The sequence below is a fragment of the Streptomyces sp. NPDC088400 genome (genome assembly GCF_044753355.1).
GTDB lineage: Bacteria > Actinomycetota > Actinomycetes > Streptomycetales > Streptomycetaceae > Streptomyces.
In genome coordinates, this window is record NZ_JBIVMZ010000001.1 from 1,015,259 (window position 1) to 1,034,355 (window position 19,097).

Sequence of the window (19,097 nt, forward strand, 5' to 3'; positions counted from 1 at the left end):
GGGGCCGGAGGCCGCCCCTCGTCCCGGTTCTTTTCGTTCTTTTCGTTCACCCCGTCCGTTCCTGTCCCCCCGCACCCCGGGAAAGCACAGCACTAGCGAGCAGGAGATACAGCACGATGCGTATCGGAGTTCTCACCGCAGGCGGCGACTGTCCAGGCCTGAACGCAGTGATCCGGTCGGTCGTGCACCGGGCCCTGACCGGGCACGGAGACGACGTCATCGGGTTCGAGGACGGCTTCAAGGGGCTGCTCGACGGCCACTTCCGTCCGCTCGACCTCAACGCCGTCAGCGGCATCCTCGCCCGCGGCGGCACGATCCTCGGCTCGGCCCGGCTGGAACGCGGCCGGCTGCGCGAGGCCGCCGAGAACTGCGCCGAACTGGCCCACCGTTACGGCATCGACGCGCTCATCCCGATCGGCGGCGAAGGCACGCTGACCGCCGCCCGGCTCCTCTCGGACGCGGGGATGCCCGTCGTCGGCGTACCGAAGACCATCGACAACGACATCCACTCCACCGACCGCACCTTCGGCTTCGACACCGCCGTCACCGTCGCCACCGAAGCCATCGACCGGCTCAAGACCACCGCCGAGTCACACCAGCGGGTGATGGTCGTCGAGGTCATGGGACGGCACGCGGGCTGGATCGCGCTGGAGTCCGGCATGGCGGGCGGCGCGCACGGAATCTGCCTGCCCGAACGGCCCTTCGAGGTCGACCGCCTCGTCAAAATGGTCGAGGAACGCTTCTCCCGGGGCAAGAAGTTCGCCGTCATCTGCGTCGCCGAAGGCGCGCACCCGGCGCCAGGATCGATGGAGTACGGCAAGGGCGAGATCGACCAGTTCGGGCACGAGCGGTTCCGGGGCATCGGGAACGTACTCGCGGCGGAGCTGGAGCGGCGGATGGGCAAGGAGGCCCGGCCGGTCATCCTCGGGCATGTGCAGCGGGGCGGCACACCGACGGCGTACGACCGGGTGCTGGCGACGCGGTTCGGGTGGCACGCGGTGGAGGCGGCGCACCGGGGCGAGTTCGGGCGGATGACGGCGTTGCGGGGGACGACGGTGGAGATGGTGCCGTTGGCGGAGGCGGTGACGCAGCTGAAGACGGTGCCGGAGGACAGGATGTTCGAGGCGGAGTCGGTGTTTTAAGGGCTCGGTTCGTCTCCGGGGCGGGGCGCCGTCCGGCGGGGGTGCGGTGCCGTGTGGCACGGGTGCGTCGTTGTGGGTGCGGGGGCCGGTGGCTCCGGAGGCGCATGTCCGGACTGCATGAATTACGCCGCGTGCGGGTTGTCTTTCAGGTGCGGGTTGTCGTGCGGCACAAACCACGCTTTACGTCCGGACACGTCACCTCCTGCGCCCCCGTCCCCCTCCCGCCGGTTCCTCGCCTGCCGGTCGCGTTGGGGGTGGGTAGGTCCGCCGCCCCGCCCCCGGCCTGGGGGGTGATGGATGGGGGCTGGGGTGGTTTCCAGCCCCGGGCGCTGTCATCCCTTTACCGCGCCGCCCAGCGCGAATCCGCCCCCCAGCCGTCTTGAGATCAGGACGTACAGCACCAGCACCGGTGCCGAGTAGAGGATCGAGAACGCCGCCAACTGCCCGTAGACCACCGATCCGTAGTTGCCGAAGAAGGTGAAGATCGAGACCGAGGCCGGCAGCTGGTCCGGGGTGAGCAGCAGCATGAACGGTACGAAGAAGTTCCCCCACAGCTGGATGAAGGTGTAGATCGTCACCACCGTCAGCCCCGGCCCCATCAGCGGCAGCACCACCCGCGTCAGCGTCTGGAAGTTCGACGCCCCGTCGGTCCACGCCGCCTCCTCCAGGACCGTCGGCACTCCGTCCATGAAATTCTTCATCAGCCAGATGGAGAACGGCAGTTGGGACGTGGCGAGGAAGAGGGACGTGCCGTACATCGTGTCGATCAGGTCGACCTGGACGAAGAGTCCGTACACCGGCACCATGATCGCGGTGATCGGCAGACAGGTCGTGAAGAGGATCGTCAGCAGGTACGGGCGGTTGAAGCGCGAGCGGTAGCGGGAGAGCGGGTACGCCGCCAGTGCCGCGCACACCACCGTCAGCAGGGTCGCGCTGCCGCACAGCAGCAGGCTGTTGAGCATCGGTGTGAAGGTGATCTCGTCGGTGAGGACCGCGTCGAAGTTGTCCGTGGTCAGTGACGAGGGGACCCGTACGCGCATGTCCGCCTCGGCGTCGACCGACGCCAGTACGAGCCAGATCAGGGGCAGCGCGAAGGCCGCCGAGGTCAGCAGCAGGGCGGCGTTCGCGGCGAGAGCGGTCCTGGTGCGGCGGGTGAGCGCGGGTCTCATCACACCTCGACCTTCATCAGGCGGAGATAGACGATCGAGAAGAGCGAGCCGACCAGCAGCAGAAGCAGTGCGACCGCCGTGCCGTAGCCGATCAGGCTCTTGAGGAACGCCTGGTCGTACATGAACACCGGAAGGGTCTGGCTGCGGTTGCCCGGGCCGCCGCGCGTCATCGCCCAGATGAGGCCGAAGACGGAGAGGGTGGAGAGGGTGTTGAGCATCAGGTTCGTGCCGATGGAACGGCGGATCATCGGCAGCGTGATGTGCCACAGCCGCCGTACCCCGCTCGCGCCGTCGACCTGTGCCGCCTCGGTGACGTCCTGGGGGATCTCGGAGAGCGCGGCCGAGTAGATCAGCATGGAGAAGGCCGTACCGCGCCAGACGTTGGCGAACGACACCGCGAGAATCGGCAGTGTGAACAGCCAGTTCTGGGACGGCAGATGCAGCCAGTCCAGAATCGCGTTCAGCGTCCCCTCGCGGCGGAAGAACGCGTAGAGCAGGAACGCCGCGACGATCTCGGGCAGCACCCACGCGGCGATCACGAGGGAGCCGGTGAGCGTACGGAGCGGCCGGGAGGCGGCGCGCATCAGGCCTGCCAGGGCGAGCCCCAGGGAGTTCTGGCCGAGGACGGACGAGACGAAGGTGAAGACCAGGGTCAGCCAGACGGCGTTGCGGAAGTTCTCGTCGGAGAGGGCGCGGCGGAAGTTCGCCAGGCCGACGAAGTCCGAGGCCGAGGAGCCGGTCAGCTGGGTGTTGGTGAACGCGATCCAGACGCAGTAGCCGATGGGACCGGCCAGGAAGAGCAGCAGGAGGGCGGTGGCGGGGGCGAGCGGCAGCCAACGCCACAACCGGCGCCGACGGCCGGCGGGACCCTTCCGGGGCGTCTGAGCGGGTGCCCCCGCCGGTTCCGGGGCGGGCATCTGAGCGGGTGCCCTCGCCGGTTCCGGGGCGGGCATCTGAGCGGGTGCCCTCGCCGGTTCCGGGGCGTCCGCGGATCGCGGTGGCCCCGGAACGCCCACCGCGTCGGCCGACGTCACTTGTCGGCCACCGCGCCGTCCACGATCGTCCTCAGCTGCTCGTCGTACTCCTTCGCCGCCTTCTCCGGAGACCCGTCACCCGTCGTCACCGTCTCCATCGCCTCGCCGATCGCCGTCGACACCTGCGGATAGACCGGCAGCGCCGGGCGGTAGTGCGTGACCCCCACCAGCTTGGTGAAGAAGTCGATGCCCGGCATCGACCTCAGATACCGGGGATCGGCCGCCACGTCCTTCCGTACGGCGATCTGCGCGTCGACCACGGCCCACTCGACAGCGTTCTCCCGGGTCTGGAGCGTCTTGAGGAAGTCCCAGGCCAGATCCGGGTTCTTGGACTTCTGCGGGATCGCCCACGTCCAGCCGCCCGACATCGACACCTGGCCCGGCGCCTGCCCGTTCTGCGTGGGCATCGGCGCCTGCCCCAGCTCCTTCGACCAGTCCGGCCACTCCTTCGGGCCCTTGTTGATCCAGTTCTGGCCCATCCAGGAACCGTCCAGCGAGATCGCCAGCTTCCCCTCCGGGAACCACTCGGTGGCGACGTGGGTGGTGATGTTCGGATCGAGCGCGTCGGACACGTCGGGGCCGAGCTTCTCGCCGTACACCGTCTCCACGAAACCGAGCGCGTCCCGGAAGCCCCGGCCGCCCGTCACCCACTTCTTCGCGCCGGTGTCGTACAGCGGGTCCGCGCCCGTGCCGTACAGCAGCATCTCGAAGCCCTGCATCACCGCCACCTCGCCGGGGGCCTTGCCGGTGTAGACGTTCAGCGGGATGACGCCGGGGACCTTCCGCTTGACCGTGCGGGCCGCGTCCAGGACCTCGGCCCAGTTCGCGGGCCGCCAGTCGGCGGGCAGGCCCGCCCGCGCGAAGATCTTCTTGTTGAACCAGAGGCCGCGGGTGTCCGTGCCGTCGGGGACGCCGTACGTCTTGCCGTCCTCCGCCTCGGCCGCCGCCTTCGCCGTGTCGACGAACTGGTCCCAGGCGTCCCACTTCGCCAGGTAGTCGTCCAGCGGGCGCAGATAGCCGGCCTTGATGTCGGCGTTGATACGGAAGGTGTCCTCGTAGACCAGGTCCGGCGCGGTCTTGGGGGAGCGCATCATCTGCTGCGCCTTGGTCGCGTAGTCGTTGTCCGGCGCCTGGATGGGGATGAGCTGGACCTTTTTGCCCGGATGCGCCTTTTCGAACTGCTTCTTCACGGCTTCGAGATGGCGGTCCTTGAAGCGGATCTTGTTGTCGGTGGACCGGTTGTACGCGACCTTGACGGTGTCCGGATCGCTGCCGGAACCGCCGCCGCACGCGGTGAGCGAACCGGCGGCGAGGACGGCGACGAGGATCAGTGGGGCGGTGGGGCGCACGGGCACGACCTCCTCATGAGCCGCTGAGGGCTGCCCGGCGACCGTAGGACTGGGCCAATACCAAGGTCAATCCCCTTGCAGGGGAGAGTAGTTGGCGCCCCCCGGCTTGCTGGGGCGCGTTCGCACGCGCGGGGCCGACCGGCCCGGTGGGGTCTGCTTGTTCCGGTCGGGCCGGTGGGGCCTGCTCGGTCCGGTAGGCCCGGTGAGGCCTGCTCGGTCCGGTCGGTCCGGTGAGGCCCGCTCGGTCCGGTGGGGTCTGGTCAGCCGGGGCGGGTCAGTGGGTCGCCGCGATCCAGCGGTACTGGAGTTCCGGGCGCCCGACCTGCCCGTACTGCGGACTGCGCTCGGCCCGCCCGTTCGTGACCAGGTGCTCCAGATAGCGCCGCGCCGTGATGCGCGAGATCCCGACCTGGACCCCGGCCTCGGCGGCCGTCAGCCCGGTGCCGGACGCGCGCAGTGCCCGGGTCACGGCCTCCAGCGTGGGGGCGCTCAGCCCCTTGGGCAGCGAGGACGGCTGCGGGGCCCGGAGCGCGCCGAGCGCCCGGTCCACCTCCTCCTGGCCGCTGGCCTCGCCGGCCGCCGCCCGGAACTCGGCGTACCGGGTGAGCCGGTCGCGCAGCGTGGCGAAGGTGAAGGGCTTGAGGACGTACTGGACGACCCCGAGGGACACGCCCTCCCGTACCACCGTGAGATCGCGCGCCGAGGTGACCGCGATGACATCCGCGTGATGCCCGGCCGCGCGGAGGTTGCGCAGCAGCTGGAGCCCGTGCCCGTCCGGGAGGTACAGGTCGAGCAGGATCAGATCGATGTCCGTACGCTCCAGCGCCCGCCCGGCCTCCACCCGGGAGTGGGCGACGCCCGCGACGGTGAAGCCGGGCACCCGGCCCACGTACAGCTGGTGCGCGTCGGCCGCGACCGGATCGTCCTCGACCACCAGCACCCGGATCGCCGGGCCGGCTGAGTCCGTGGCACTCATGGAGTCGCCTCCGTGTCACCGGACGTGCCCGCGCGACCAGAAGTACTCGAGTCACCGGAAGGACCCGAGCCCGCGTCCGTCGTGTCCGTGCTCCTCGTGCCCGCGTCCGTCGTGCCCGCGCGCCTCGTGTCCGCGCGCCTCGTGTCCGTGCTCCTCGGGTCCGCGTCCGTCGTGCCCTCGTGGCTCGTGTCAGCGCGCCTCGCGGCCGTACCGGCGTCGCCCGGCCGATTCCCCAGCGGCAGCCGTACGGTGAACTCAGCGCCGCCCTCAGGGCCCCGCGTCAGCCGCACCGTCCCGTGCGCGCGGTGCACCGCCTGCCGTACGAGCGCCAGCCCGAGCCCGCGCCCCGGCCCTCTGGTCGACCAGCCGCGCCGGAACACCTCGTCCATGTCGCCGGGCTCGACTCCGGCGCCGGTGTCCCGTACGTCCAGCAGCAGCTCGTCGTCCTCGACCAGCGCGGCCACCATGACCCGCGCGCCCTCACTGCCCTGGGCCGCGTCCATGGCGTTGTCGATCAGATTGCCGAGGATGGTCACCAGGTCGCGCGCCGGGAGCGACTCCGGCAGGACGCCGTCGTCGATCTGGCTGTCCTCCGTGAGCTCCAGCTCCACACCGCGTTCGTTCGCCTGCGCCGCCTTGCCCAGCAGCAGCGCCGCGAGGACGGGCTCGCCGACCGCCGCGACAACACGGTCCGTGAGCGCCTGGGCCAGTTCCAGTTCCGCTGTCGCGAACTCCACCGCCTGTTCCACCCGTTCCAACTCGATCAGCGAGACCACTGTGTGCAGCCGGTTGGCCGCCTCGTGCGCCTGTGAGCGCAGAGCCTGGGTGAACCCACGCTCCGAGTCCAGCTCTCCGGAGAGCGCCTGCAGCTCGGTGTGGTCGCGCAGAGTGATGACCGTACCGCGCCGCTCACCGCCGACCACCGGCCGCGTATTGACCACCACTACCCGGTCGGCTGTCATGTGCACCTCATCCGTACGGGGCGTCGCGGAGAGCAGGGCGCCGGTGAGCGGCACGGGCAGGCCCAGCTCCGCCACGGGACGGCCCACGGCGGAGTCGTCGAGGCCGAGCAGTTCCCGGCCGCCGTCGTTCATCAGCGCGATCCTGTTCGCGCCGTCGAGCATCAGCAGCCCCTCGCTCACGGCGTGCAGCGCGGCCTCGTGGTAGTCGTGCACGCGGCTCAGTTCCTCGGCGTTCATTCCGTGGGTGTGCCGCCGCAGCCGGGCGTTGACCACGTACGTACCGAGGCCGCCGAGCGCCAGCGCCCCGCCCGCCATCAGAGCCAGTGCCTGGACCTGCTTGGTCACCTGCGAGGAGACCCGTTCGACGGTGATGCCGACGCTGACGAGACCGACGATCCGGTCGCCGTCCCGCACCGGGGTGACCACCCGGATCGACGGGCCGAGCGTGCCCGTGTAGGTCTCCGTGAACGTCTTGCCGTGCAGCGCCGGTGCCGTACGGCCCAGGAAGGGCTTCCCGATCCGCGACGGGTCGGGGTGCGTCCAGCGAATGCCCTGTGGGTTCATGATCGTGATGAAGTCCAGGCCGGTGTCGTGCCGTACCCGCTCCGCGTACGGCTGGAGCTTGGCCGTCGGATCCGACGTACGGATCGCTGTTTGTACAGAGGGCGAATCGGCCATCGCGTGCGCCGTCGCAACCACTTCTTTGCGCGCGGTGTCGTCGGCCTGGGCGCGTCCGGTGATGTACGCGAAGACCGCGCATCCCGCCACGACGGCCGCGACCAGCACGACCTGCATGGCGAAGAGCTGGCCCGCGAGGCTGCGCGGTCGGGGCAGGTGCATGCAACAAGAATGCCTGGCCTGATTCACATGAACGAAATGAACGTAAGGGTGACCAGCATCACAGCCGTGGTGGATAGTCACCGGGACCCCTCGAGACAGGGACGGGGGAACGCAGGAGACGAGTCAAGGAGGACCCGTGGCCGCAGCAAAGCGGGACCGTACCCACTTTCTGTACATAGCGGTGATCGCAGCCGTACTGCTCGGCATCACGGTGGGCTTCGCGGCCCCCGGTGTGGCCGTCGAGCTGAAGCCGCTAGGTACCGGCTTCGTGAACCTCATCAAGATGATGATCTCCCCCGTCATCTTCTGCACGATCGTGCTGGGAGTCGGGTCGGTCAGGAAGGCCGCGAAGGTCGGCGCGGTGGGCGGACTCGCCCTCGGCTACTTCATGGCGATGTCGACGGTCGCACTGGCCATCGGCCTGGTCGTCGGCAACATCCTGCACCCCGGTGACGGTCTGCACATCACCGAGGCGGCTCGCAGCGCGGGTGCGGCGCAGGCCGAAGGCGGCGGCGAGACCACCGCGGAGTTCCTGCTCGGCATGATCCCGACGACCATGGTGTCGGCGTTCACCGAGGGCTCGGTCCTCCAGACGCTGGTCATCGCGCTGATGACGGGCTTCGCGCTCCAGGCCATGGGCTCGGCGGGTGAGCCGGTGCTGCGGGGTATCGGGCACATCCAGAAGCTGGTCTTCCGGATCCTCGCCATGATCATGTGGGCCGCGCCGGTGGGTGCCTTCGGCGCCATCGCGGCGGTCGTCGGCGAGACCGGGCTGGACGCCCTGAAGTCGCTCGCGATGATCATGATCGGCTTCTACATCACCTGTGCGCTCTTCGTCTTCCTCGTCCTCGGCGCGCTGCTGAAGCTGGTCTCGGGCGTCAACATCTTCTCGCTGCTGAAGTACCTCGGCCGGGAGTTCCTGCTGATCCTCTCCACGTCCTCCTCGGAGTCGGCGCTCCCGCGTCTGATCGCGAAGATGGAGCACGTGGGCGTGAGCAAGCCCGTCGTCGGTATCACCGTGCCGACCGGCTACTCGTTCAACCTGGACGGCACGGCCATCTACCTGACGATGTCCTCGCTCTTCATCGCCGAGGCCATGGGCAAGCCGCTCGCGATCTCGGAGCAGATCTCGCTGCTCCTGTTCATGATCATCGCGTCGAAGGGCGCGGCGGGTGTCACCGGAGCGGGCCTGGCGACGCTGGCCGGAGGCCTCCAGTCGCACCGGCCCGAGCTGGTGGACGGCGTCGGCCTGATCGTCGGTATCGACCGCTTCATGAGTGAGGCGCGTGCCATGACGAACTTCGCGGGCAACGCGGTCGCCACGGTCCTCGTCGGTACGTGGACGAAGGAATTCGACAAGGAACGGGCGGCGAAGGTGTTCGCCGGGGAGTTCCCGTTCGACGAGAAGACCCTGGTGGACGACGGCCACGGCGGCGGCGACAGCGATGACGCCGACGGCGGCGAGTCGTCGCAGGCCGGCCAGTCGCAGGAGCCGGCGCCGAGCCTGGAGAAGGGCGTTGTCGAGGCGCGCGGCGGCGACAAGGCTGGAGTCTGACTCCTGGGTCCGACCGCTGCTGAGTCCGACCACTTTGGTCCGACTCCTCGGTCTGATCCCTCAGAGGTTCCTCGAAGGGCTCCTGGAGAGCCTTTCGAGGCCCCAAGAGCCCCAGGCCGGGGCTTCTCCCCCCTTTGTCCCGGCCTGCCTCAGAGCCCCAGGCCGGGGCCTTTCCCCCTCACCCCGGCCTGGGGCTCCAGCCGTGGACCCTGCGGGCTTCGGGTAGTCCCGCACGTCGTACGGGGCGGTGGCCCCGCAGGTCGTACGGGGCCACCGAAGCCGTAGATCGTCGAAAGCCGGCCCCGGTCAGGCGCCGACGTACGCCGCGAGGTGCTCGCCCGTGAGGGTGGAACGGGCGGCGACCAGGTCGGCGGGGGTGCCCTCGAAGACGATCCGGCCGCCGTCGTGGCCCGCGCCCGGCCCGAGGTCGATGATCCAGTCGGCGTGCGCCATGACCGCCTGGTGGTGCTCGACGACGATGACCGACTTGCCGGAGTCGACGAGCCGGTCGAGAAGGCCGAGCAGCTGCTCGACGTCGGCGAGGTGGAGGCCGGTGGTCGGCTCGTCGAGTACGTAGACGCCGCCCTTCTCGCCCATGTGCGTGGCCAGCTTGAGCCGCTGCCGCTCGCCGCCGGACAGCGTGTTGAGCGGCTGGCCGAGGGTGAGGTACCCGAGCCCGACGTCGGCGAGCCGGTCCAGGATCCTGTGGGCGGCCGGGATACGCGCCTCGCCCGCGCCGAAGAACTCCTCGGCCTCGGCCACCGACATCGCGAGCACCTCGCTGATGTCCCGGCCGCCGAGACGGTACTCCAGCACCGACGCCTCGTACCGTTTGCCGTCGCACTCCTCGCAGGTGCTCGCGACACCGGCCATCATCGCCAGATCGGTGAAGGTCACACCGGCGCCGTTGCAGTTGGGGCAGGCGCCCTCGGAGTTGGCGCTGAACAGGGCCGGCTTCACACCGTTGGCTTTCGCGAACGCCTTGCGGATCGGTTCGAGCAGCCCGGTGTACGTCGCCGGGTTGCTCCGCCGCGAGCCTCGGATCGCGCCCTGGTCGATCGACACCACATCCTCGCCGGCGGCCCCCGACAGCTGAGGCAGTGACCCGTGTACGAGCGAGCTCTTGCCGGAGCCCGCGACGCCGGTGACGACGGTGAGCACCCCGAGCGGGATGTCGACGTCCACGTCGCGCAGGTTGTGCGCCGTCGCGCCCCGGATCTCCAGTGCGCCGGTGGGCGTACGCACCTTCTCCTTGACGGCGGCCCGGTCGTCGAAATGGCGGCCGGTGAGGGTGCCGCCGGCTCGCAGTCCCTCGACGGTGCCCTCGAAGCAGACGGTGCCGCCCGCCGTACCGGCGCCGGGGCCGAGGTCGACGATGTGGTCGGCGATCGCGATCGTCCCCGGCTTGTGCTCCACGACGAGCACCGTGTTGCCCTTGTCCCGCAGCCGCAGCAGCAGGCCGTTCATCCGCTCGATGTCATGCGGGTGGAGCCCGATGGTGGGCTCGTCGAAGACGTAGGTGACGTCGGTGAGCGAGGAGCCGAGGTGGCGGATCATCTTGACGCGCTGTGCCTCGCCGCCCGACAGCGTGCCCGCCGGCCGGTCGAGCGAGAGGTAGCCAAGACCGATCTCCACGAACGAGTCCAGGGTGTGTCCGAGCGTCGTGAGCAGCGGCGCCACCGACGGCTCGGCCAGGCCGCGGACCCATTCGGCCAGGTCGTTGATCTGCATCGCGCACGCCTCGGCGATGTTGATCCCACCGCTCCCGCCGCTCCCACCGATCCGCGACGACCGGGCCGGCTCGCTGAGCCGGGTGCCGTCGCACTCGGGGCAGGCGGTGAAGGTGACCGCCCGGTCCACGAACGCCCGGATGTGCGGCTGCAACGCCTCCCGGTCCTTGGAGAGGAACGATTTCTGGACCTTGGGTATCAGCCCCTCGTAGGTGAGGTTGATGCCGCTGACCTTGACCTTCGTCGGCTCCCGGTAGAGGAAGTCGTGCAGCTCGGTCTCGGTGAAGTCGCGGATCGGCTTGTCCGGGTCGACGAAGCCCGACTCGGTGAAGATCCGCAGGGTCCAGTGGCCGTCCTTCGTGTAGCCGGGGACGGTGATCGCGCCCTCGGCGATCGACTTGGAGTCGTCGAAGAGCTGGGCGAGGTCGATGTCGGAGACCGTGCCCCGGCCTTCGCAGCGCGGACACATGCCGCCGGTGCGGGTGTAGGTCTGCTTCACGGTCTTACGGGCGCCGCGTTCGACCGTGATCGCACCGCTCGCCCGGACCGAGGGGACGTTGAAGGAGAACGCGGGCGGCGGACCGATGTGCGGCTGCCCGAGCCGGCTGAAGAGGATGCGCAGCATCGCGTTGGCGTCGGTGGCGGTGCCCACCGTGGAGCGGGCGTCGGCCCCCATCCGCTGCTGGTCGACGATGATCGCGGTCGTCAGACCTTCGAGTACGTCGACCTCGGGCCGCGCCGGCGTCGCCAGGAAGCCCTGCACGAAGGCGCTGTGGGTCTCGTTGATCAGCCGCTGCGACTCCGCGGCGATCGTGCTGAACACCAGCGAGCTCTTGCCCGAGCCGGAGACGCCGGTGAACACCGTCAGCCGCCGCTTCGGGATCTCGACGCTGACGTCCTTGAGATTGTTCTCGCGCGCGCCGTGCACGCGGATCAGATCGTGGCTGTCGGCATCGTGCGGCGCAGGCGACCGCGTGTGGTCCGTTCTCGTGGCCATGCTTCTCGTGTCTCCGTATCTGTTGGCGGAGCCGCCTTCGCGGTCCCGTCGGTGTCGCCTGGCTCGATGCGAACAGCTGCGAGCAGTACGTCTGGTTGCGAGCAGACGCCCGATTTCAGTACGCCCGGTTTCAGTACGTCCGGTTCGGTACGTCTGGTTCTTCTCCGTCGGTGCGGTCGCGTCCGTCGGCGCGGTCGCGGCAACGGTCCGCTGTCGGCCTGACGGCGGTGTCGGCCGGTGTCGGCCGGTGTCGGCCGGTGTCGGCCGGGGAAGGCCGGGTGGCGCGACGCCTGTCCGGCCTGTGTCAGCCGGTTTCGGCCGGGGGCGTGCTCGGCGCGAGACGCGGGTTCGCCTGCAGGGTAGCGCCAGGGCGTGTCACGAAAGTAGCGCCGCCGGGCCCGGAGGGCGTCGCGGGCCGGGCGGGACTCTCGTCACACGCCCTGGGTTCGCGGGACCGGAGCTCACTGCCCCCGGGGCTGGGTGAAGCGCAGCATGTTGCCGGAGGGGTCGCGGAAGGCGCAGTCGCGGACGCCGTACGGCTGGTCGATCGGCTCCTGCAGCACCTCGCCACCCGCGGCGCGGATGCGTTCGAAGGTGGCGTCGCAGTCGTCGGTGCTGAAGATGACACCGCGCAGCAGGCCCTTCGCCAGCAGTTCCGCCATGGCCTGCTTGTCGGCGGGGGAGGAGTTCGGGTTCGCGACGGGCGGTTCGAGAACGATGTTCACATCGGGCTGCGACGGCGCGCCGACAGTCACCCAGCGCATCCCCTCCCAGCCGACGTCGTTGCGCACTTCCAGGCCGAGAACGTCCCGGTAGAAGACGAGCGCCTTGTCATGGTCGTCGACGGCGATGAAGCACTGCGAAAGCTTGATGTCCATGCGTTTCACGCTACGGGCGGGGTGCGGGTTCCGCTTCTCCGTTCCTGACCGGTCAGGAACGGAGTGGTCAGGAACGAGCCGGACCGTTCCTGACCGGTCGCGTGTGGATCTTGGCGACACAGGCCGGGATGGCGGCGCCCTCGTCATGGCGGCGGGCCCGGTACGAACTCGGGCTCTCGCCGACCAGCTCCGTGAACCGCGAGCTGAACGACCCCAGCGAGGTGCAGCCGACCGCGAAGCAGACCTCCGTCACCGTCAGGTCACCCCGCCGCAGCAGCGCCTTGGCCCGCTCGATCCGGCGCGTCATCAGGTAGCTGTACGGCGTCTCCCCGAACGCGGCGCGGAAGCTGCGGGAGAAGTGACCCGGTGACATGAGGGCGACGCGCGCCAGCGCCGGAACGTCGAGCGGCTCCGCGTAGTCGCGGTCCATCCGGTCACGGGCCCGGCGCAGCCGGACGAGGTCCTCCAACGTCACACGACCACCCTCCCACAGCGCGGGGCGCCGCCGGTGTCGGTGCCGTACGGGCCGGTTCGCTCAGGCCCGGGTGGCTGCCACCGCCGTACGTACGGCGGTCACCAGCGCGTCGTCGTCATGTTCCTCGCTCGCCCACGCCACGTGGCCGTCGGGGCGGATGAGGGCGGCCCGTACCCCGGACCACTCGGGGCGCGGGCCGGCCGGCGGCTCGGACAGCGGCGCGCTGTGGACGGTGATGTCCGGTGCGAGCACGAGCGGCCGGCCGCCTGCCGCACCCGTGAGCGTGCCGGTGAGATCGAGCAGGACGTGACGGCCGTCGTTCAGCAGGCCGAACAGGGACTTCCCGTGGGAGGCGAAGGCCAGGTCCGGTGCGCGCCGCCCGGTCAGCGGGTGTACGCCGACGGTCGATGCGTCCAGTGTGTCCGGTGCGTCCGGCGCGTCCCGTGCGTTCGTCACGGGCGGGTAGGCGACGGCGAGCGCCGACACGCGCTCGGCGAGGTCCTTCGAGAACTCCGGCCGGGTGGCGATGAGTTGACTGAGGAACGAGCGCAGCGCCTGCCCCTCGGGCGTGAAGCCGGTGATCAGCGCGGTCTGCGCGCGCGTGCTCTCCAGGAGGTCCGCGCCGACCGGGTGCCGCTCGTCGTGGTAGCTGTCCAGAAGGCTGTCGGGCGCGGTGCCGTTGAGGGTCGCGGCCAGCTTCCAGCCGAGGTTGGTGGCGTCCTGGACGCCGATGTTGAGCCCCACGCCCCCGGTGGGGAAGTGCATGTGCGCGGCGTCCCCGGCCAGCAGTACCCGCCCCGCGCGGTACCGCGCGGCCTGCCGGGTGGCGTTGCCGAACCGTGAGAGCCAGACCGGGGCCCGCATCCCGAAGTCGTCGCCCGTGATCCGTACGACGTTGTCCCGCAACTCCTCCAGGGTCAGTTCACCGGACGGATCGGTCCGTACGTCGTCCCGCCCGATGCCGATGAAGCGGTGGAACCCGCCGGGCATGCGGAGGGCCATCAAGCCGCCCTGGAGGTTCGACACGCTGATGCCCCGAGTCTGCGGCGGGCTGTCCAGGACGACATCACCGAGCCAGCCCCAGATCGTGGCGTCGGTGCCGGGGAAGTCGATGCCCGCCGCGCCGCGCACGGTACTGCGGGTGCCGTCGCAGCCGACGACGTACGCCGCTTCCAGCGTGTACGGCCCGTCCGGTCCCTCGACCGCCACGGTCACCGAGTCCTGCCGCCGGGCCGGTCCCGTCGGCCCTGCTGGTCCCGCCGATCCCGTCAGTTCCGCCGACCTCGCCAGTCCCTCGGAAGCCGTCAGTCCCTCGGAACCCGCCAGTCCTGCCAGTCCCACCACCCGGTGCCCACGTCGTATCCGTACACCGGCCGCTCGTGCGTGCTCCTCCAGCAGCTCTTCCGTACGGGCCTGCGGAAGCGCCAGCGTGAACGGGAACGGCGTGTCCAGCACGCTGAAGTCCATCCGGTCGTCCAGGCCGCCGAAGTGGCCGTCGGGGAGCCGTACGCCCTCCGTGAGGAACTTCTCCACCAGGCCCCGGAAGGCCAGGATTTCGAGGGTGCGCGGGTGGAGCGTGAGCGCTTTCGAGTGCGAATCCCGCTCCTCCCGGGCCTCCAGAAGGGTGACGGACACCCCGCCCAGCCGTAGCTCTGCGGCCAGCCAGAGCCCCACCGGCCCGGCGCCGACCACGACAACCTGCTGCTCCACGCATCCTCCTTGGTCGCTGACCAATAACTCTGCTCAGTAGACTAGGTCAGTGACAAAAAGGCAACAGGACGGTGAACCCTCCCGGCCCCGGCTCGACCCCGGGACCGTGGTGAAGGCGGCGCTGGAACTCCTCGACGAGAAGGGCGTGGAGGCCGTGTCGATGCGCGGCATCGCGGAACGCCTCGGCGTCCGGATGAACACGGTGCTCTGGCACGCCAAGTCCAAGGCCCGTCTGCGGGAGTTGATGGCGGACGCGATCGTCGCCGACATATCGCTGGACGATCTGCCCGACCCCTGGGAGGAGCGCGTTCGCGCCCTGGCCCACCGCTACCGCCGCGCCCTGCTCGGGTACCGCGACGGGGCCGTGATCGTGGCCGGTACGTACGCCGCCGAGCCCGCCACGCTCGGGTCGTCCGAAGTGATGGTCGAGGCGCTGCTCGAAGGAGGGCTGTCGGAACGCGACGCGGCCTGGGCCTGCTTCACCATCGTCTACTACGTGCTGGGGCTGGTCCAGGAGGAGCAGGCGGCCCCGGACGCGGTCGGCCACCGGCTCGTCGGGCCGCTCGCCTCCGGGGACTACCCCTCGCTGAGCCGGGTCGCCGCGCACCTGGCGGGGCCGTCCTTCGACGAGCGCTTCGACTACGGCCTCTCCCTCATCCTGCGATCACTGGCTGAGGACAAGTCGCCTGGCCCGTCCGGCGGTTGAGAACGGGCCCGGCGACGTGGCGCGCGGCTACCAGGCCACCGGCAGCTCGCACGGGAAGCGCCGGATGGTCTCCGTGTCCCAGCGCAGCTCCTCCGCCGGAACCGCCAGTCGCAGCTGCGGGAACCTGGCCAGCAGGCCGCCGATCGTGACCTCCAGCTCCGCCATGGCCAGGGGGGCCGCGATACAGCGGTGTCCGCCCCAGCCGAAGGTCATGTGCGGAGTGTTCGGCCGGTGCGGGTCGATGTCGTGCGGGGTGGTGAACCTCTCCGGGTCGCGGTTCGCCGTCAGGTACGACACGTGGACGAAGTCGCCTGCCCGGATCGTCACTCCGTCCATCTCCACGTCCTCCAGTGCGACGCGCGGGATGCCCACGCCCTTGCGGAACGGGATGTAGCGGAGAAGTTCGTCGAGCACCGGCGTCAGCGACTCGGGCCGGCTCCGCAGCAGGTCCATCAGCTCGGGGCGGGTGAGCAGGAGGTAGGCGATGTTGCTGATCTCGCAGGTCGCCGTGTCGTGGCCGCTCAGCATGAGGGTGAGCGCCATGACCGCGAGGTCCTTGTCGTCGAAGGCGTCGTCACCGTCCTTGGCGGCGGCCAGGGTGCTGATCAGGTCGTCCCCCGGGGTGCGCCGCCGCTCGGCCACCAGCGCGCCGAAGTAGTCGCGCAGCCGCGCCTTCGCGTCCGCCGCCGCCTGTCGCGTGTCCGGGGCGGTGGACAGCATCTGATGGGCGTACGTCTGCATCCGGGGCCGGTCGTCCGGGGCGATGCCCAGCAGCTCGCAGATGGTGTGCTGCGGGAGCTTGTCCGACAGGTGGTGGGCCAGATCGGCCGGGGCGCCGTGCTCGGCCATCTCGTCCAGGAGCCCGGCGACGATGCCCTCGATGGCGGGCCGCATCCGGTCCACGTGCCGCTTGGTGAACGCCTGCGAGGCCAACTGCCGCAGCCGGGTGCTCCGGGGCGGGTCCATCACATTGATCGACTCGGGGGAGACGATCGGCTCCGGGGTCAACCGCGGGTAGTTGTGGCCCATGATTCCCGCACGGCTGAACCGCTGGTCGGTGGTCACCTGCCGCACCCCGTCGAACCCCGTGACCAGCCAGGCGTCCGCGTCGCCGTACGGCAGCCGGATCCGCGAGACGGATCCTTGGGACATGAGCCCCGCGAGTGAGGGATCGAATTCTAAAGCCTCGCTGAAATCGAACGGACAGGTGATTGATTCGCCAACTTCGGTCATCAAGTACTCCAGGACGAACGCGAACGGTCATCCGGCCAGTGGGGCGGACGGTGTGAGTGAGGGATAATTACCTCCCTCATTTCGCACATATGCCTGCGGTGCGGCAAATGGCGACGACTCGTCATTGTGTTCGTATCGACGGGCTCGCGATCACCGATCCGGCCACACCGCGATCCCGCCGCTGTCCGCGCATGACGCCGGCGACCACCCTCGGATGGCCGCCAGGCAGGGAACAGGACGTACTGTCCGGCTCGTGGAATCCCGGGTCAGAAGCGCCGTCCCCAGTTCACGGTCGCCGAGGCACGGTCGTTCCAACCGAACTGGCTCAGGTGGAAGTAGGTCCGCCCGGCGGGCAGGTAGAGCTGCGAGCCCTGGTAGTTGATGTTCTCGTACAGCGAGATATCCCAACGGCACCAATTGACCGAGGAGATGAAGTCGTTCCAGTTGCCCGTGTGCAGGAATCCGCGCGGCACGCGCGTGAGGTCGCTCCAGGCCCGCGCCGGACCGTTCTGCAGCCAGTCCCCGCCCCCGTCGTCGTGCTCGTAGTAGTACGAAAGCTCCGACAGCGAGTCCGGATTGGTCGTGCCGACGTCATGGAACGGCGCCGCGAGCAGGTGGTTGTTGAGCCCCTCCATGGACGTGAAGCTGTACATGACGGGGTTCTTCTTCGCGTCAAAACCTGGCGTCGAGTACAGCGCCTGCCCGTCGAATTGATGCACTGTGCCCGGCTCGTTGGTCTCGCCGTCGATCACTACCTTCATGGCCGGCGGCTGATGCGGCTTCGGTGCCGGCGGGGCCTTGCCGTCGAGGCCGATCATCATGAGGTGGTCCTCGTGCGAGAGCGGGGCGGAATCCGCGAAACGGTCCACTATCGCGTCGAACGAGTCGATGCCGGATTCCGCGAGGCTCGCGCGTACCCGCGCGGCCCTTTTCTTGTGGCTCGGGTCGGTGGGCATGCGGCTCAGTTGCTCGGTCATGGTTCTCACCTCTCTTGACGAACGTGATCGCCCTTGACGAACGTGATCGCCAACCGGCGCCAGCCAAAAGGAGGTTGAACCTGATGGAAAACCGGTGCTCGGATGTGGCGATGCGGCAGCCCCGCCTATGACCGGCGCCTGGGATCGGTTCCATCGGGTCCGATCAAGAGCGAGCACACCCCGGGCCGTATGGCGTATTCATGCTGCGGACATGCGCCGCCCGGGAGATAACCCCTTTTACTCACAAGCGTAGGTGCCCCTATGACGGCACGCCAGTTGGCAGGTGCCGGGAATGAATGCCTCGGGCCGGTGCGATCGACATAGGCCGAACAGGTGATTGTTTTGTCGGCCGATCCGCACTTAATTCCGCGATGCTCTCGTCCGTCGGGAGACTTGCCCTCGTTTGGGTCAATACGATCCGATGATCACTATGGCGGGTGTGATCGGGGTTCAACGTTCCTCACCTACTCGGGAGAAACCATGCGTATTCGCACGTCCCTCGCTGCCGCCGCCCTGGCCGCGTCCGCGGTCCTCGCGGGCGCCGGTTCCGCTGTCGCCGACGCTGACGCCGACGCCATCGTCGCCAACTCCCCCGGCGTCCTCTCCGGCAACAACATCCAGGTGCCGATCCACATTCCGGTCAACGTCTGCGGTAACACCATCAACATCATCGCGCTGCTGAACCCGACGACCGGCAACGTCTGCATCAACGCGGACGGTGGCGGCCACGCCAAGAAGGGTCACGGCCACCACGGAGGCTGATCTCGGCGGTCAGGCTCACCGGCGCGGCGCCCCGACCGGGGCTGTCGGCGCCGGTGAGCCTGACGGCACCCGTCACGACCCCGCCCGCGACGGGGATCGCGCTCTACCGGTCGAGCTCCTCCGGCATCTGTCGTCGGTGCTGTTCGTAGAGGGTGGCGAACACGCGGGTGGCCGCGGCCAGGGCGCGCATGTGGTCGTAGGCGTGGCCGGGGGGAGTGCGGGGGGTGGGTTGGGCGTCGCGGTCGAGCAGTCCGTACGCCGTTCTGTACAGAGACACATAGTGCGGGGAATCGGTGTCGCCCAGGTCTTCGCACAGGAGCAGGGCGAGCTGGCCCCGGAGCTTGAGCGTGGTGATGTCCGTCCAGTCGCGCTCGGGGAGCGCGAGCCGGCGGGCGAGGGCGGCGGCGACGGTACGGTCGATCGTCACGAGATCCACGGGATATGACGCCTGCTGAGCGCTCCCGACACCGCCTGCACTTCCGGCCTCACGGCAGGTGGCTCTGGGCGTGGGGGAGAACGGCAACCGTTCGAGTTCGCGCAGACGCCACCGGCGCAGGGCGGCCAGGAGGCGGTGAAGTGTCTCCGTATCCGTGGTGTATTCC

Annotated in this window: 16 protein-coding genes; 4 read left to right on the forward strand and 12 right to left on the reverse strand. The window is 69.5% G+C overall.

Annotation, left to right across the window (positions count from 1 at the left end; all coding sequences use genetic code 11):
* Nucleotides 1-116 precede the first annotated feature (116 nt).
* Nucleotides 117-1,142, forward strand: a complete 1,026-nt coding sequence (locus ACIQD6_RS04605) for an ATP-dependent 6-phosphofructokinase (protein ID WP_401877869.1) — start codon at nucleotides 117-119, stop codon at nucleotides 1,140-1,142.
* A gap of 332 nt (nucleotides 1,143-1,474) precedes the next feature.
* On the opposite strand, the gene ACIQD6_RS04610 is transcribed toward ACIQD6_RS04605, so the two are convergent.
* The 5 genes from ACIQD6_RS04610 to ACIQD6_RS04630 all read right to left on the reverse strand — a co-directional run bounded on the left by ACIQD6_RS04610 (nucleotide 1,475) and on the right by ACIQD6_RS04630 (nucleotide 7,472).
* Nucleotides 1,475-2,311, reverse strand: a complete 837-nt coding sequence (locus tag ACIQD6_RS04610) for a carbohydrate ABC transporter permease (protein ID WP_401877871.1) — start codon at nucleotides 2,309-2,311, stop codon at nucleotides 1,475-1,477.
* The gene (locus ACIQD6_RS04615; protein WP_401877873.1) at nucleotides 2,311-3,228 is read right to left on the reverse strand and encodes a carbohydrate ABC transporter permease; all 918 of its coding nucleotides are present in this window, start codon (nucleotides 3,226-3,228) and stop codon (nucleotides 2,311-2,313) included. Before ACIQD6_RS04615 ends, ACIQD6_RS04610 begins: the two co-directional genes overlap by 1 nt.
* 113 nt (nucleotides 3,229-3,341) lie before the next feature.
* A complete protein-coding gene (locus ACIQD6_RS04620; protein ID WP_401877875.1) occupies nucleotides 3,342-4,694 on the reverse strand; it encodes an extracellular solute-binding protein in 1,353 nt (450 codons plus the stop codon).
* Nucleotides 4,695-4,968: 274 nt separating this feature from the next.
* Complete coding sequence (locus tag ACIQD6_RS04625) at nucleotides 4,969-5,670, reverse strand: response regulator (protein WP_401877877.1); 702 nt, start codon at nucleotides 5,668-5,670, stop codon at nucleotides 4,969-4,971.
* Nucleotides 5,667-7,472 carry an ATP-binding protein gene (locus ACIQD6_RS04630; RefSeq protein ID WP_401877879.1) on the reverse strand — a complete coding sequence of 602 codons (1,806 nt, stop codon included), beginning with the start codon at nucleotides 7,470-7,472 and terminating at the stop codon, nucleotides 5,667-5,669. The genes ACIQD6_RS04625 and ACIQD6_RS04630 overlap by 4 nt, the downstream gene beginning before the upstream one ends.
* A gap of 136 nt (nucleotides 7,473-7,608) precedes the next feature.
* Between ACIQD6_RS04630 and ACIQD6_RS04635 the strand changes: the two genes are divergently transcribed.
* Nucleotides 7,609-9,027 carry a cation:dicarboxylate symporter family transporter gene (locus tag ACIQD6_RS04635; protein WP_401877881.1) on the forward strand — a complete coding sequence of 473 codons (1,419 nt, stop codon included), beginning with the start codon at nucleotides 7,609-7,611 and terminating at the stop codon, nucleotides 9,025-9,027.
* 306 nt (nucleotides 9,028-9,333) lie between these two features.
* Here ACIQD6_RS04635 and ACIQD6_RS04640 read toward each other — a convergent pair whose 3' ends face one another.
* The 4 genes from ACIQD6_RS04640 to ACIQD6_RS04655 form a co-directional block, all read right to left on the reverse strand.
* Nucleotides 9,334-11,754, reverse strand: coding sequence for an ATP-binding cassette domain-containing protein (locus tag ACIQD6_RS04640; RefSeq protein WP_401877883.1), 2,421 nt, complete (start codon nucleotides 11,752-11,754; stop codon nucleotides 9,334-9,336).
* A gap of 461 nt (nucleotides 11,755-12,215) precedes the next feature.
* A complete protein-coding gene (locus tag ACIQD6_RS04645; RefSeq protein ID WP_401877885.1) occupies nucleotides 12,216-12,632 on the reverse strand; it encodes a VOC family protein in 417 nt (138 codons plus the stop codon).
* A gap of 67 nt (nucleotides 12,633-12,699) precedes the next feature.
* Nucleotides 12,700-13,107, reverse strand: coding sequence for a helix-turn-helix transcriptional regulator (locus ACIQD6_RS04650; RefSeq protein WP_401877887.1), 408 nt, complete (start codon nucleotides 13,105-13,107; stop codon nucleotides 12,700-12,702).
* 60 nt (nucleotides 13,108-13,167) lie between these two features.
* Complete coding sequence (locus ACIQD6_RS04655) at nucleotides 13,168-14,817, reverse strand: FAD-dependent monooxygenase (protein WP_401877889.1); 1,650 nt, start codon at nucleotides 14,815-14,817, stop codon at nucleotides 13,168-13,170.
* 49 nt (nucleotides 14,818-14,866) lie between these two features.
* Between ACIQD6_RS04655 and ACIQD6_RS04660 the strand changes: the two genes are divergently transcribed.
* Entirely contained in the window at nucleotides 14,867-15,523 is a 657-nt protein-coding gene (locus ACIQD6_RS04660) for a TetR/AcrR family transcriptional regulator C-terminal domain-containing protein (RefSeq protein ID WP_401877890.1), read from the forward strand.
* Between the two features lie 27 nt (nucleotides 15,524-15,550).
* Here ACIQD6_RS04660 and ACIQD6_RS04665 read toward each other — a convergent pair whose 3' ends face one another.
* Both ACIQD6_RS04665 and ACIQD6_RS04670 read right to left on the reverse strand, forming a co-directional pair.
* Complete coding sequence (locus ACIQD6_RS04665) at nucleotides 15,551-16,756, reverse strand: cytochrome P450 (RefSeq protein WP_401877892.1); 1,206 nt, start codon at nucleotides 16,754-16,756, stop codon at nucleotides 15,551-15,553.
* A 266-nt stretch (nucleotides 16,757-17,022) separates the two neighbouring features.
* The gene (locus ACIQD6_RS04670) at nucleotides 17,023-17,733 is read right to left on the reverse strand and encodes a hypothetical protein (RefSeq protein ID WP_401877893.1); all 711 of its coding nucleotides are present in this window, start codon (nucleotides 17,731-17,733) and stop codon (nucleotides 17,023-17,025) included.
* 480 nt (nucleotides 17,734-18,213) lie between these two features.
* Here ACIQD6_RS04670 and ACIQD6_RS04675 point away from each other — a divergent pair, with 480 nt between their 5' ends.
* Nucleotides 18,214-18,495, forward strand: coding sequence for a chaplin (locus tag ACIQD6_RS04675; RefSeq protein WP_401877895.1), 282 nt, complete (start codon nucleotides 18,214-18,216; stop codon nucleotides 18,493-18,495).
* A gap of 103 nt (nucleotides 18,496-18,598) precedes the next feature.
* On the opposite strand, the gene ACIQD6_RS04680 is transcribed toward ACIQD6_RS04675, so the two are convergent.
* Nucleotides 18,599-18,922 (reverse strand): hypothetical protein, encoded by a 324-nt coding sequence (locus ACIQD6_RS04680; protein ID WP_401877897.1) that lies wholly within the window; start codon nucleotides 18,920-18,922, stop codon nucleotides 18,599-18,601.
* Nucleotides 18,923-19,097: the final 175 nt, after the last annotated feature.

What these genes read in the sequence shown, in the direction of transcription:
- ACIQD6_RS04605 (WP_401877869.1), top strand. Translation starts at nt 117, where the DNA reads ATGCGTATCGGAGTTCTCACCGCAGGCGGCGACTGTCCAGGCCTGAAC.
- ACIQD6_RS04610 (WP_401877871.1), bottom strand. Translation starts at nt 2,311, where the DNA reads ATGAGACCCGCGCTCACCCGCCGCACCAGGACCGCTCTCGCCGCGAAC.
- ACIQD6_RS04615 (WP_401877873.1), bottom strand. Translation starts at nt 3,228, where the DNA reads ATGCCCGCCCCGGAACCGGCGGGGGCACCCGCTCAGACGCCCCGGAAG.
- ACIQD6_RS04625 (WP_401877877.1), bottom strand. Translation starts at nt 5,670, where the DNA reads ATGAGTGCCACGGACTCAGCCGGCCCGGCGATCCGGGTGCTGGTGGTC.
- ACIQD6_RS04630 (WP_401877879.1), bottom strand. Translation starts at nt 7,472, where the DNA reads ATGCACCTGCCCCGACCGCGCAGCCTCGCGGGCCAGCTCTTCGCCATG.
- ACIQD6_RS04640 (WP_401877883.1), bottom strand. Translation starts at nt 11,754, where the DNA reads ATGGCCACGAGAACGGACCACACGCGGTCGCCTGCGCCGCACGATGCC.
- ACIQD6_RS04645 (WP_401877885.1), bottom strand. Translation starts at nt 12,632, where the DNA reads ATGGACATCAAGCTTTCGCAGTGCTTCATCGCCGTCGACGACCATGAC.
- ACIQD6_RS04665 (WP_401877892.1), bottom strand. Translation starts at nt 16,756, where the DNA reads ATGACCGAAGTTGGCGAATCAATCACCTGTCCGTTCGATTTCAGCGAG.
- ACIQD6_RS04670 (WP_401877893.1), bottom strand. Translation starts at nt 17,733, where the DNA reads ATGACCGAGCAACTGAGCCGCATGCCCACCGACCCGAGCCACAAGAAA.
- ACIQD6_RS04675 (WP_401877895.1), top strand. Translation starts at nt 18,214, where the DNA reads ATGCGTATTCGCACGTCCCTCGCTGCCGCCGCCCTGGCCGCGTCCGCG.